The 13,049-nt window shown below is 39.4% G+C and carries 12 protein-coding genes, 3 pseudogenes and 1 riboswitch; of the genes and pseudogenes, 8 read left to right on the plus strand and 7 right to left on the minus strand.

Annotation, left to right across the window (positions count from 1 at the left end; translation table 11 throughout):
• From lexA to AC5V8P_RS16800, 3 genes are all read left to right on the plus strand, one after another.
• Positions 1 to 289 (plus strand): transcriptional repressor LexA (gene lexA, locus AC5V8P_RS16790; RefSeq protein ID WP_495473732.1); only part of this gene is annotated, 289 nt, incomplete at its 5' end.
• Between the two features lie 418 nt (positions 290 to 707).
• Positions 708 to 872, plus strand: coding sequence for a hypothetical protein (locus tag AC5V8P_RS16795; RefSeq protein WP_167669708.1), 165 nt, complete (start codon positions 708 to 710; stop codon positions 870 to 872).
• Positions 873 to 912: 40 nt separating this feature from the next.
• Positions 913 to 1,053 carry a hypothetical protein gene (locus AC5V8P_RS16800; RefSeq protein ID WP_167347010.1) on the plus strand — a complete coding sequence of 47 codons (141 nt, stop codon included), beginning with the start codon at positions 913 to 915 and terminating at the stop codon, positions 1,051 to 1,053.
• 279 nt (positions 1,054 to 1,332) lie between these two features.
• On the opposite strand, the gene AC5V8P_RS16805 is transcribed toward AC5V8P_RS16800, so the two are convergent.
• Together AC5V8P_RS16805 and AC5V8P_RS16810 are read right to left on the minus strand one after the other, a co-directional pair.
• Positions 1,333 to 1,857: a hypothetical protein gene (locus tag AC5V8P_RS16805; RefSeq protein WP_231116806.1), complete on the minus strand. Its 525-nt coding sequence runs from the start codon at positions 1,855 to 1,857 to the stop codon at positions 1,333 to 1,335.
• Between the two features lie 158 nt (positions 1,858 to 2,015).
• A complete protein-coding gene (locus tag AC5V8P_RS16810) occupies positions 2,016 to 2,486 on the minus strand; it encodes a MarR family winged helix-turn-helix transcriptional regulator (protein ID WP_063212611.1) in 471 nt (156 codons plus the stop codon).
• A gap of 154 nt (positions 2,487 to 2,640) precedes the next feature.
• On the opposite strand from AC5V8P_RS16810, the gene AC5V8P_RS16815 reads away from it, so the two are divergent.
• Positions 2,641 to 3,519 carry an SDR family NAD(P)-dependent oxidoreductase gene (locus tag AC5V8P_RS16815; RefSeq protein ID WP_064796497.1) on the plus strand — a complete coding sequence of 293 codons (879 nt, stop codon included), beginning with the start codon at positions 2,641 to 2,643 and terminating at the stop codon, positions 3,517 to 3,519.
• A gap of 101 nt (positions 3,520 to 3,620) precedes the next feature.
• Here the strand turns inward: AC5V8P_RS16815 and AC5V8P_RS16820 are convergent, their stop codons facing one another.
• Positions 3,621 to 4,502 (minus strand): glycosyltransferase family 2 protein, encoded by an 882-nt coding sequence (locus AC5V8P_RS16820; RefSeq protein WP_063212609.1) that lies wholly within the window; start codon positions 4,500 to 4,502, stop codon positions 3,621 to 3,623.
• 497 nt (positions 4,503 to 4,999) lie between these two features.
• On the opposite strand from AC5V8P_RS16820, the gene AC5V8P_RS16825 reads away from it, so the two are divergent.
• From AC5V8P_RS16825 to AC5V8P_RS16835, 3 genes are all read left to right on the plus strand, one after another.
• On the plus strand, positions 5,000 to 6,466 hold the full coding sequence (locus AC5V8P_RS16825) for an FAD-binding protein (protein WP_064796496.1): 1,467 nt from the start codon (positions 5,000 to 5,002) through the stop codon (positions 6,464 to 6,466).
• Positions 6,467 to 6,718: 252 nt separating this feature from the next.
• A riboswitch (guanidine-I (ykkC/yxkD leader) is annotated at positions 6,719 to 6,820 on the plus strand.
• Between the two features lie 754 nt (positions 6,821 to 7,574).
• Complete coding sequence (locus tag AC5V8P_RS16830) at positions 7,575 to 7,736, plus strand: hypothetical protein (RefSeq protein WP_231116805.1); 162 nt, start codon at positions 7,575 to 7,577, stop codon at positions 7,734 to 7,736.
• Positions 7,737 to 8,147: 411 nt separating this feature from the next.
• Positions 8,148 to 8,792 carry a hypothetical protein gene (locus AC5V8P_RS16835; RefSeq protein ID WP_231116803.1) on the plus strand — a complete coding sequence of 215 codons (645 nt, stop codon included), beginning with the start codon at positions 8,148 to 8,150 and terminating at the stop codon, positions 8,790 to 8,792.
• 110 nt (positions 8,793 to 8,902) lie between these two features.
• On the opposite strand, the gene AC5V8P_RS16840 is transcribed toward AC5V8P_RS16835, so the two are convergent.
• The 4 genes and pseudogenes from AC5V8P_RS16840 to AC5V8P_RS16855 all read right to left on the minus strand — a co-directional run bounded on the left by AC5V8P_RS16840 (position 8,903) and on the right by AC5V8P_RS16855 (position 11,684).
• Positions 8,903 to 9,010 (minus strand): YjcZ family sporulation protein, encoded by a 108-nt coding sequence (locus AC5V8P_RS16840; protein WP_231116802.1) that lies wholly within the window; start codon positions 9,008 to 9,010, stop codon positions 8,903 to 8,905.
• A 160-nt stretch (positions 9,011 to 9,170) separates the two neighbouring features.
• Positions 9,171 to 9,444, minus strand: a pseudogene (locus AC5V8P_RS16845) (transposase); the annotation flags it as partial.
• A gap of 120 nt (positions 9,445 to 9,564) precedes the next feature.
• A pseudogene (locus AC5V8P_RS16850) lies at positions 9,565 to 9,721 on the minus strand (IS3 family transposase); the annotation flags it as partial.
• Positions 9,722 to 10,290: 569 nt separating this feature from the next.
• Positions 10,291 to 11,684, minus strand: a pseudogene (locus AC5V8P_RS16855) (helix-turn-helix domain-containing protein).
• Positions 11,685 to 12,246: 562 nt separating this feature from the next.
• Between AC5V8P_RS16855 and AC5V8P_RS16860 the strand changes: the two are divergent.
• A partial coding sequence (locus AC5V8P_RS16860; protein ID WP_495473733.1) for an ATP-binding cassette domain-containing protein occupies positions 12,247 to 13,049 on the plus strand: 803 nt, incomplete at its 3' end.

A 13,049-nucleotide genomic window follows, 5' to 3' on the forward strand; every position in this document is an offset into this window, starting at 1 on the left:
ACACTTTGTTGGTGAGGATAAAATATTCATGTTATCTGTTGTAGGCGAAAGCATGATTGAAGCTGGTATTGCTAACGGAGACTATGTAATCGTACGTCAGCAGCAGACCGCTGATAACGGAGACATTGTTGTAGCTATGACAGATGAAGACGAAGCAACAGTTAAAACCTTTTACAAAGAGAAAGACCATATCCGGCTTCAACCTGAAAATCCAGCCTTTGAACCCCTTCGCCTGACACACGTCAGCATATTGGGCAAGGTTATTGGACTCTTCCGGGACTTCCACTGATTTATCGTGCTTTCTTCCCCGTTATACTACTACTAATATAAAACCGGCCACCTAGGTGAGCCGGTTTTATATTGTTACTATCATTATTATGTATGCTTCTAACAGTTAATCTTCCTTTTTCGGTAACCTGCATTGTTCCACTATAATATCCGCCCCATTATTCGAGACAGTTCCGTCTGCTCTTTTCTGTTCCTTTTATAAGCTAATCATATGGAAATTTGACTCATGTGAACCCACTGTATCCTTCCTAATATAACGTAAAGGTGGGAAGGCGAACGCAGGCAAGCATGAGCTTTTTTATTAAACACTTAGATACATAGGTACTAGCTTCTTTTCGTCTTTAGTAGATTTATGCTGATACATTTCTAGCACAATTGACATATGTATAAAGCAGACCTAAAGCAAAGGAGATGTGCAGATGATCAGAAATAGAGTTAAAACGTATAAGCATCGCATCGGAAAAAACAGATATCTGGTCGTTAAAGTTTTTCAAGCGGCAGCTGCGAGAACTGGAAGCGGAAATGCCCTCGCAACCAATGCATTGAATATCAAAATTTCCAAGCGTAAGCATAGACATCACTAAGATTCTACCACACCTTCATTCTTTGAAGGGAGGTGATAATATGAGCAGAAGACACTCCAACCGTGAATTAAGAAGAAGAAGATTAAACATCCGTTCCAATCAAAGAGCCACTGCGCGTGCAAGAGGTAACGCACTGGCTGTTAATCTGTTTAGCGTGAATGATAGGCAACGTAGACGTTAATAATCCTTTACAAGCAACAAGCAGGAAGAATTCTTCCTGCTTGTTTTGTGTTAAATGATCCATTAGAGTACCTGTCTTGCCAGTTATAGCTTTCTCAAACTTATTTTTCTAATATTGAATATATTGTTACTGTAAATACAGCTAATCTTAAAGATGCTGGAACTGACCCCAATATCTCGATTACACGGTATGGTACGAACGGAGATTATGTTACTGCTTCATTTGCAGGTCCTAACCGTTGGCTTGACGATGTTTACTTATACTCACATTAGGAACTTTCTAATATTTAATTATAGCTGATCCTGCTTTAACCCACTCTTTGGATTCTAATTGAATCCATCCATATACTGGTGAATCAGAGTCAATTTTTTGCTTTATCAGAGAAAGATTTTCATAGTTGCTGGAACCGTAAGAGCTCCCTGTTTTGGGGGCTATTTTTACAGACAGTATATTTTTTATATTTGGTTCTTCATCAGTACTGGTCCAGACTAATCGATTATAATAATTCGCGTTAAATGGGTTTTCTAAACCACTAATCGAAAACTTCACTCTTTTCCCGGTAATAGATACATCTGTATATGCTGTGTCATCTTTGAAAATTACTAATTGAGATGAAACTAATGATTGATTTAAAGTGTTTGTGTAAGTGTCCTGGGTGACGCTTGCCACATTGCCGATGCTAATAACGGAGACAAAACTGAAAATAAGAGAGCACTTGTGGAGAAACATAAAGTAGTTTTTCTTCCTAGTTTCAAACTCATTATTTTCATCCTTTCCTTTTTGTTTATCTTCATCAATAAACATACGGCTTATTGATTGTCAAAGTAAGGGGAGCTTTGTCTGACATAAAAAATACACTTTCAGGTAGATTTCATTGTTCTCTCTCTCTATTAGCTCAATAATTGCTTTAGAAAGTGACGATATTGTTTGTGAATGTTTACATGGCGTTCATTTCTTTAAGATTATGTTCCGCTCCGGTGGTCGAATCCGTTAAATTGCTTAAGCAATTGGATGAATTCATGGAGCTCTTCATCTTTCCAGTTCAAAATTCGTTCATAGAAAACCGACTCTTTCTCCTTAAGTGCATCAATTAATTTTTGCTGTCCATGCTCGGTAAGAGACAACACAACTCCCCGTCCATCACTTTGGGATGTCTCTCTGTTCAAATATCCCAAAGACTGGAGCTGTTTGACAAGACGACTCACTGAACTTCGATCCATCGCAGTTGATTCCGCTAAAGTCGCAGCGTTCGTTGGGCCATAAGAATACAGCCAACGAACAATATGGAAGGCGGCAGGTTGTAAGGAGGAATCAAATTTCGCAGCAGCTCTGACATTCAGGGCATGTGAAGCACTGATGAGTGCGTTAAGCTGTTCCCCTAACTCAATCTCCAATTTCGCCCTCGGTTCATCTTTGACTTTATTATATTTCATCCTCAATCACCTTCCTCTCGATCAAAAAATCATCAGCACAAATTTGATTGACATATATCAACTAAATTATTATAGTGGACATATGTCAATCAAATATGCTAACTCACCGGATTGACTGCTCCAATAAATTGTAACACATGAAGGAGAAATGACGATGTCCAAAAGTGCTGTTGTTGTCATAACAGGCGCCACGAGTGGCCTTGGAAAGCTAGTCGCAATTGAATTGGGAAGACGTGGTTGCTTTGATCTTGTTTTGACTGCCAGGAGTAAGGAACGTGCTGAAGCTACGAGAAAAAAGATTGAGCTGGTTAACGCGTCAGCAAAAGTTGACTTTTTTTATGGAGATTTATCAGTACTGAAGGATGTTCAACGTATCGGGAGTGAAATAACCGCCGCATACCCTAAAATTGATGTGCTGTTAAACAATGCGGGAATCCATGCTTTTGAGCAACGCATTACCTCTGAGGGATTACCCGAAATGATAGCCATAAATTATTTATCGCCGTGGCTGTTAACTTATACGCTAAAACCGTGCCTTCAGAACGTAGGTAAGGCCAGAGTTGTCAATGTTGCCTCCGAAGCTTCACGCCGTCACGGAGTTTTAAAGCTCCCTGAGGATTTAACAGATACAACTCCCTTTAATGCTCGGGGCTCATCCCCCATTTATGGTAAAACCAAATTATTGAATATTATGTTCACTGGTGAACTGGCAAAACGGTGGTCGGATACGGGAATCAGTGTAAATGCACTAAATCCAGGATTCAATGTTAGCGGTTTGGGACGAGAACTTTGGTTTGCCCCTCTATTGGAACGATTGCTGAAGTTTTTCCGCCTTGGGGATCCGCGAAGAGGAGCAGATATCATCACCCGATTGATTGTAGAGCCGGAATATCATAAAAAAACAGGTGGATACTTTAACGTCGGAACCGGGAAATCTATTAGACCAGTGTTACCTGGCAGTGATCCTCAGATGCAGCAAAAACTATGGAAAGCCACAGAAGAATTACTAGAACAAAAGGGATTCCTTCCATAAACAAAAAAGACTCATACCAGATACCCAGCAGAGTCCTCCTATTCTATATTCAACCAACTAATGTGCCATAAGAGTATCACCGATCCAACCGGATTACTTGCTTAATACGGAATATGGGATATGCATCGTGAAAACGCCATGTTTAACATTTCTTGGTTATAAATCAAATACTTACTATTTTGACCTAGCACCCAGTTGGCAAAACCTAAGGCTCTGCTGTAACTATTATAATCGTAGGGATTAATCTTGAACCCTAGAATGTCCAGCATAATCTGATTCTCTTCATCTGATAATTCCAAGCCTAACTTGCTAAACTGTCTTTGACGAATTCTCCGCGCGGTAGCATCCTGTATAGCTCTATGCTGATTGGATACTTGTCCATTATGTTGACGATAATACAATACGTTTATGGGCAGGTTCGCCATTTGTACCTGGAAAGCTAATCGGTTCCACAGCTCGTAGTCTTCGGCATGGGGATAATTGCTATCATATTGAACACCAAGCCGATGGATCATGCTAGTACGCATTATTATTGCGGGATGGCAGATACAACAATGGAATAGCAACCATGTTTTAATCTCTTCATGGCTGGCCGGATTTACTTTTATCTTTCCTCCACTAGACGTAGTAAAAGCAGCCCCACATACATCAACCAATGGATTTTGATCCATAAATGCTATTTGTATAGCTAGTCGATCTGGCGTAGAAATATCATCACTATCCATACGAACGATATATTCACCATTAGCCTCCTTTAATCCTTCGTTTAGAGAAGCGATCAACCCTCGATTGGTTGTATGAAAGATTTTCCTCACTCTAGGATCTGTTATTTGTGAGATAAGAGAGGTAGATCCATCTGTCGAACCATCATCAATAACAATTAATTCAAAATCCGAATAGGATTGAACCAAAATACTGTGTATTGCTTCTAAGACAAAATCCGCATTATTATAAACAGGCAGTATGACCGAAGCTCGTGGCACAATATTCCCTCCATTTCATATTTTAAAAATGGAATCAGTAACAAAGAGACAAAACAACCTCCCTGCTTTTGGATAGCTGTTCCTTCTATATCCCTCATGTTCTAAGGTATGTTCTAAAATACTTTTCGAAGCGGCTTCTCGGTAATATACTATGCCCTTTTAAGTATTTAGCTGAAATTTATTTTCCTTTTCTTTTATATGATGAGATGTATCGAAGTATCGTATAAAACAAAATAGGTTCACTAGTCGCATCAAAGATTGGTTTGAATATTCAAGCTACAGAATCGAGTTAAATAATAATATTCCAAATTACGTTGACAAAATAAGTTATAAATTTGTACAATTAGGAAAAAGTTTGGTTTCAATTCCAACCTTCTTTGTAAACAAACATAGTGTACATAGCAGTAAAGTTATTTAGCGATTAGTATAATCGCTCTTTTTTTTCCTTTCCTTTTGCAAATGAGATCGTATTCCATTTATGGTAAGGAGATAGAATAATGGAACAAAATATAACATCTGTCGAACACTACACTCCAATTTTGATTGTTGGTACGGGGATCTCGGGACTCACCGTTGCTTATTATTTATCAAAAAATAATATCAAATATACGATCACAACAAAAAAGAACGCCCCTAAACAAAGCAACTCTTTTCTCGCAGCCGCAAATACACGCGTTCCATCAGAGAATGATATTAATAATATTATTAATCTTACGATTGATAAATGTGGAGCAGATCGATCTGTTATTGAAACGCTTTATAGAAACTCCAACACAATTATAAATTTTTTTGAGGAATTAGGGATTTCGTATGAGAAAACATCATTTGGTATCATGCCTGAATGTATGATTAAATCACAGGGAGGAAAAAAATTAATTAATGGTTTGTTACAACATATTGAACAACCACTGTGTAATAAAATTTTGATTCATTTGGAAAAGTATGCACATGGAATTATCGCATTATTTTATGACATACAATTAGATCAATTCATCAGAATATATACTAATTATTTGGTATTAGCTACAGGAGGATATGCGGGGCAATTTAGTTACAATGATAATTCACCGGGTTCGACTGGAGAAACGCTAATCTTAGCTAAAAAAATAGGTGCAAGATTAAAGGGAATGTCTACAGTAATGTGTCATCCTTGGTCCATATACAATGGAAGACAAATTTTATTGGGTGGAGTGGTATCTTTAAGTCAAGGGAAAATAGTAGATGAGGAAGGAATTCAATTATTAAAAGATAAGTATATTTGTGATGCTATCGCTCAAGATGATTACCATGAAATGATTGACGAAATTTTACATTTTCAACTAGAATGCATCAAGCAAAAAAAGGATATGTACTTGGATATGAGCCATGCTAATGAAAATTTATTGAATGAAAGATTCAAAAAATATGGATTTAGCACTAATGTGGTTAAAAATAAAAGGATCAAAATTACACCAACGATGCATTATTCTTCAGGAGGAATCGAAATCAATGCTAATGGTGAAGCTATAAACTTAAATCGTGTTTTTGCTACAGGGGAAGCTCAATTCAATGGTGATCTTGGGATGGGAAGAATCCCTGGGCAAGCATTCGCATCGGGTATCGTTTTTGGTAAATTAATAGCTGACAAAATAGCTAATGAAGGTGTCTTCAATACGCAATACCCGTTTTCATTTAAAGCTGCGCCTGAAACTATGCAGCTGTACTCAATAGAAGATAATGACTTTCCAATTGAAGAATTTCAGAACGAGTTGTCCACTCTAATGGTAGATCTGCTAGCTCCCGATTCATCCATCGCTTCGCTGACACTCCATAAAAGAAAAATACAAAAAAGCCAGAACATGATATTAAGTAGAGCAAGAGGATCAGGAAAACGATATGAGGATATTTTAACACTATTTTTTGGACATTCTGTCGCATTAGAAATTATAGAAGATCTTGAAGTAAAGGCATGCGTTAAAAATTAATAAACCTAGCAATGAGGCATTCTCGCTTCTGCAAAGCCAATAAGCGCAAACTACTATGGCATACATCCATATGTATAGCTATGACTCTGTGACCGGCATTCAGTTAACCAAGAAAATCCAATCAGCCAAATCCAATAGGTTTAACTTCTTATTTGAAGATTTTAGTGAAGATTAAACTAACTGGAAAATTAATAATGAAAAATTGACTCACGTTACATCACGTGTTGGTATGACTTTAGCCAATAACTGAATAAACACGTTTTCTAGGGTTCCGCAATCGCAAGATTGGTCTGGTCCGAGAGAAGACGCACAGCCAAGTGGCTGTGGCACGGAGGGATAAAAGCCTGGAGAGATAAACGCATTGTGCGTTTTATTTCCCAGGCTTTTATCTTTTTTATGGCTAATTTTTTATTACGTAGTTTAAGGAGGAACGTGTTATGAACAAAACGTGAATTTCAGTCATTGTGGCGGCTATATTCGAAGTTGCTTGGATCACGTTGCTGTTATTAGAGTGATTGGACTGAAAATGCTTAGTAAGAAGAAAGAAGAGGTGAAAGAAGTAAGAATTGGGTGTATTTGATTTTGGCAGGCATTTTAAAAGACTCCCACTTCGCTAGTACTTTCATAGAGGTGATTTTGTCCAAACCATACTAACACGTACTTCATATACTATAAAAAAAGGATAGAAAGGTGTTGTTTTCAGGGCTTTTACAACAGGCATTATTACAAACACAAGAACTGTCTCCTCTGCAACAAATCTTGCAATTAACATCGGCAATAATAATCTTAGTTTTTCATCCAACGTTGTGTATCATATCTACGTATGGAACAGTACGGTGAGTAAGGCACTGGTTTATGCAAGTTCACTGAATATCAATGCCAACACGAGTCAACTTCTTAATTTCAACATTGCAGGTAATTTGCTTACGAAGTTCAGTTTCTCGTAACAGGAACGGTTCCGACGGATACAGTCATTACTGTATTTGGGACGGACTCATCTGGAAACGTAATTCCTTACCAAAAAGTATTACAACAAGACCTCACCCAAATCGCACAACTCAACCCATAAAAAAATTTCCATTATCCTTTATCAAAAGGAGAAGTCATCATGGTAAATGTACAAATCTCACCAAGTACTAGTAGCCAATTTGAGCCCTCCATCGCCGTAAACTGGCTAAATCCCTCTGTTATGGTGGTGGTTGCTGTAGATTTAAGAACAGGACCAGCGGCTATTGACTTGTACAGGTCAATCGATGCAGGTGCGACATAGAGCACAACGATACTCCCAACACCAGCCGGGTTCGCTAGCATCGAGTCCCCACATGTTGATTATATCTTCCCCAATTCCTTTGTCGTGGCGGCCCATGCCTTTGATTCAGACGGCCTCAGCGGTACAGTCGTCACTTATACGTCCATAGATAACGCATCTTCGTTCGGACCGCCTGTTATTGTTAATCAGGGATATGGACAATTCGTCAATGACGATCAAGTAATTGTTACCACTGATAAAGCCAGCTCCAGCCCGTTTTTTGGAAACATTTATACTGGTTATACACACGACTACAACACGCAATTTATACCCTGAAATACGATATTCTTCAATCGTTCCATTGATGGAGGAAATACGTACTCGGCTCCATCCCTTCTCTCTTCAGTTAACGAATTTGAAGAATTCCCCGGGATGGCCATCACATTAAATGGAATTCTTATCGTAGGATGGATTACCCAGCCCCCCGATATAAGTGAATTTAACACTCGTACATCACAAGATAGTGGAACAGCCTTTGGAATTGAAACCCGAGTTACGCTCGTCGTTGTCCCACCTTCCCCGCTACCAGGATACCAGTTCAGGTGCCTGACATACCCTGTCATGGGAGGCGACATCTCGAATGCACCAACGACGCGAGGAAATGTCTACGCTGTATGGCAAGACTTTCGGCAAGGCTATTCGGATATATTCCTCTCTGTCTCGACTAACTTTGGCGTCGATTGGGGTCCGCCTCAACCCATTACAAACAGTCCGGCGGGATCGCAGAACTTTTTTCCGGCCATTACAGTTTCTCCATCAGATGGGGCAGTTTTCGTTTCCTATTACACCAATCGAGTCAATGCGCCTAATCTTGACGTTTTTCTGGCTACCTCCAGAGATGGCGGAAATACATTTACCAACACTCGCATAACGACCACTTCATTCAGTGTGGCAGGGCTAACCTTGATCGGAGACTACATTGGCAATGCCGTTGTCCCGCAGACAGACCGTCTTGTAACGGTTTGGACAGACACCCGAACCGGAACTGAAAACATTTGGTTTGACGATAACCAATAACCCTTAGATTTCAAATTTTGAAACAAAGTGAATTAAAAACACCTTACCAGCCGAAGCCAATAAGGTGTTAGTTAAATGAAGAGAGAGCATCCAACCGCTATCTTAAGAAGTTAAATCCAACACGATTTAAGGATAATAACCAAGAGGATATAGAGCACCAAGATTGCCGTTGTAGAAGTCCACGCACCGCAAATAGCTGGACCTGCGCATCCACTCATAGCTTTAGCCCTCCTTTATTTGTCGTCACTTTAATATATGTGTAAATACACTCTGTGACCGGGCGTTTAGGTAAATAGAAAAATCCCCGCCCACCGTTATGAACTGACCCCAAAACGTTAAACACAGACAGACTTAGGCTGCTACAGAGGACTGAATGCGTTATTCTACCGGCGACAGTCCTCTGAGCTTTTGTTTGGTTCTTCGATAGTTGTAATAGTATATATATTGATGTAGTTCTTGAATGAAATGTTCAATGGATTCAAATTCTTGTATGTAAAGAAGTTCCTTCTTTAAGATTCCAAAGAAATTCTCTATCACGGAGTTATCCAGGCAATTCCCTCGGCGTGACACACTTTGTGTGACTCCTCTCTCAGGAGAGCATATACCGATAGCGCTTTTGTTGATATTGCCACCAATGATCAGAGTGCAGAATGAAATTGTGTTGCTCTGGTAGCTTCTGTCATATGATTGATTGGAGTCATTTTGCGAATCTCTCTGGTCATGGTTCGGTATCCTGCTCGACATTATAATTCATCATTAAATAAACGCCTCATTTCTGTTTTCACATCGGCGTACTTATCAGGCTTGTTCCACTTTTTCACATGATAATAGTAAGTGCTTCGAGGAATGCCTGCAATGTTGACAAGCTCTTTCACGTTAAATTCATGCCTTAGCTCGTAAATCACATGAGCTTTGTCGTAGTTTGTAATGAGTTTTTTTTCTGCACTAAGGCATTCATTTTTTTTAGGTACGTAACCTCCATACGAAGGCGTCGGTTTTCCTTATTCAGCTCGTCTATAACACTTTCATTTGCCTCCACTTCTTTCTGTGGCTCTTTATTAGCTGTACGTCTACTTTTTCACAGGAGCTTTATAACTCAAATGGTTCTCATGCATATCTTCTAATATGTACTGCTTTTGTTCTCCAGTAAAAGTTCTGTGCCATACTTACGTGCTGCTTCATTCTCAGACAGCACCCCTCAAGTACATCTTTAGCAACTTTAATTCATATTTCTTCGCTGTATTTAACCATAAAGTAAAATCCGCCCCCTTTCTTCTTAGCGGATTATACCAAGTGTTTAAGATTTGGGGTGCGGTTCAGTTAAGGTTGCAGGGATTGGCCTTGCTTACGTTTAAGCCCTCCAACTCACATCCTTTAGTTGAATAACCTGACTATGTGACTGAACAGTCACAGTAACAATAAACAAAAACTAGCTGCAATGATTAAAGTACCATTTTTCAGTATTTTAATCATTTATTCTAAAAAGAGAGCATGAATATTAATAGTAAAATAATCTTTCTCTTTGTCCTACACTAACTAAACTTTCATACTTTATAAAAGTTCTAACGTCTGCAAATTGTTTAAACTGCTCAAATAATTTTATGCATCTAATGAAAAAGGATTCTTTGTTATTGGCTAATGATTTAGATAACACGTCTAGCAGGTATTTGAAGCCATAAGAGTAATTGCCTCTGTTCAAGTAGTATTTAGCAAGTTCATATTTAAAACATGTTGTTTGCTCTGGTACTACCTGATGAGTATACATATCCGATGATGGCTGTTGTACAAAAGAATCAATAATCATTTCAAACCGTTTAAGTATATCATTGACGTCTAACTGAAATCGGTTAGCAGCTATCATAACGTTCAATAGCTTCGAAAGTTTTTCACTTTCCATAGTATGTGCTGTTTCAGCTATGTATTCAACATAATCTGGAAGCACACTTATATCTCCTGACAGGAGCTTATTAACATAAATATTGCATCTCGCCCAATTCTGATACAATTTAACCCAATAAAGGGTATTGTCATCAGTTTCTTTGACCCAATCCAAGTCTGCGTAGGCATATGTATATTGTAGAGCTTGCTGGTAATCGCCTTGGGCATCACAGACACTTGCACACAGCAGGTCAGCATAGGTGATATACACAAACATCGGACGGCTTAGCTTCATAGCAGCATCGTTGCATTCTTTGTTCTTCTGTTGATGTTTCCAAGTGTACTGAATTTCTGCTTTAGCTCTCATTATCCTTGCTATTTCATCAACCTTGTCCCATTTGCTTAAAGACCTGTATACGTTTGCTAAGTCCTTTAAAGCATCAAGTTGTTCTAACTCGTCTAGACGCTCAATATAGGGCTCAAACAGTGTTGCTACCCTTAGGTTACGACTTTGATCGTCACCAATCTGGATCGTGAACATGCGATACTGACAAATCGCCAAACGTTCAGAGTGCTGATATTTCTCACTTCTGCCACGTTTTCATAGAGTATCAGCGCGGCATCATGCCGTCCCTGTGCCAATAATTCCTCTGCAATGTCAAATAGCTTGGGCGAATACAGTAAATTATCCATGATGACTCCCACCACTCGACGGATCACACCAAGCTTGTCCAACTCCGCACAGCGATATAAAAATGGCTCAATTCGCCTCATATTCGGAGGATGGTCGATGATGTAGTTTTCTACGAACAAGTCGTAAAAGTAGCCTTCTGGTAAACCCATGGCCTCAGTAATTCGATCCAGTTGGTTAACAGACAAAGGCTTGTTTCCTGTCACGATAGCACTTACTGCTCCCCTATTCATATCCGCAATATGACCAAATTGTGTTAAACTCAAACCCTTTTGTTGTAGATATCTATCTAATTCAGCTCGAATCGTAGGTGTATGCTTCATTCCATAGCCACCCTTCGAATAAAAATTCCATAATTTTTAAAAACACACTTCATTTTTCACCATAATTGACCCATATGTCAATATATTATGCAATTAATATAATTAATTAATTTTTCTCATTAGTTGACCACAAAAAAACTTACCACTAATCTTTTCTGCCGACAGAGAGTATGATTCTTTTCATTATATTTTTGCTGTATGTTGTTCCTAGTTTTTTAGCAATGAGTTTAGTGGAATTATGCGAGGATTTTTAGCCTAAGAGACAACGCAGGTTGTAGTTAATTTGCTATTGTGATAAACTGAATGTAATTTGATGACGGGAGTTGAACGGATACATGTAGGACTTTCTTGTTTTGAGATCTCGAAAAGAACGGACTCAGCGATTTGGCTAGGGTCGTTTTATTTCGTCTCTGCAAGAAAGGTCTGCATTTCGTTTGCGCTCCCTATCCGGACAATCATACGGCCCCTTGGAATGGGGTCTTATTTCCTTGTATGGATTAGAGCCGCAAGAAAGCACCTTTCTTGCGGCTCTTTTTTATTTCCACACGAAAGGATGATTGCCATGCCCGCCATTCAGGTAACCAATCTTACTTTTACCTATCCAGGTAGCTATGACCCCATATTTGAACATGTCCATTTTCAAATTGATACAGATTGGAAGTTAGGCTTTACAGGACGAAACGGTCGGGGTAAAACGACGTTCTTAAACCTGCTGCAGGGGAAGTACGAATACAGCGGTACGATCTCCACACCAGTGGCCTTTGATTATTTTCCGTTCCCCGTCGAACATCCAGAATATTTGACCTTAGATGTCGTCGAAGAGATCGTGCCAAACTATGAAAGCTGGAAGCTGATGCGCGAACTGAACCTGCTGAAGGTGTCGGAAGACGTGCTGTACCGGCCATTTGAATCGCTGTCCCAAGGAGAACAGACGAAGGTATTGCTAGCCGTGCTCTTCATCCAAGACAATCGATTTCTGCTCATCGACGAGCCGACCAATCATCTCGACCTGCATGCACGCAAGCTTGTTGCCGATTATCTGAATACGAAGCGCGGTTTTATCCTTGTTTCACATGATCGGGCTTTTCTCGACCGCTGCGTGGACCATATTCTTTCGATCAATAAAACGAATATCGAAATCCAAAAAGGCAACTTTTCCAGCTGGTGGACGAACAAAACTCGCCAGGATACATTCGAAATGGCACAAAACGAGAAGCTGTACAAAGACATACAGCGTTTATCCGCTTCTGCTAAACGTACTAGTAGCTGGTCTTTCGAGACCGAAAAATCGAAAAATGGCACACGAAATTCCGGTTCCAAGCTTGACAAGGGGTACGTCGGGCATAAGGCAGCCAAAATGATGAA

The sequence above is a fragment of the Paenibacillus sp. N119s genome, from assembly GCF_059447605.1.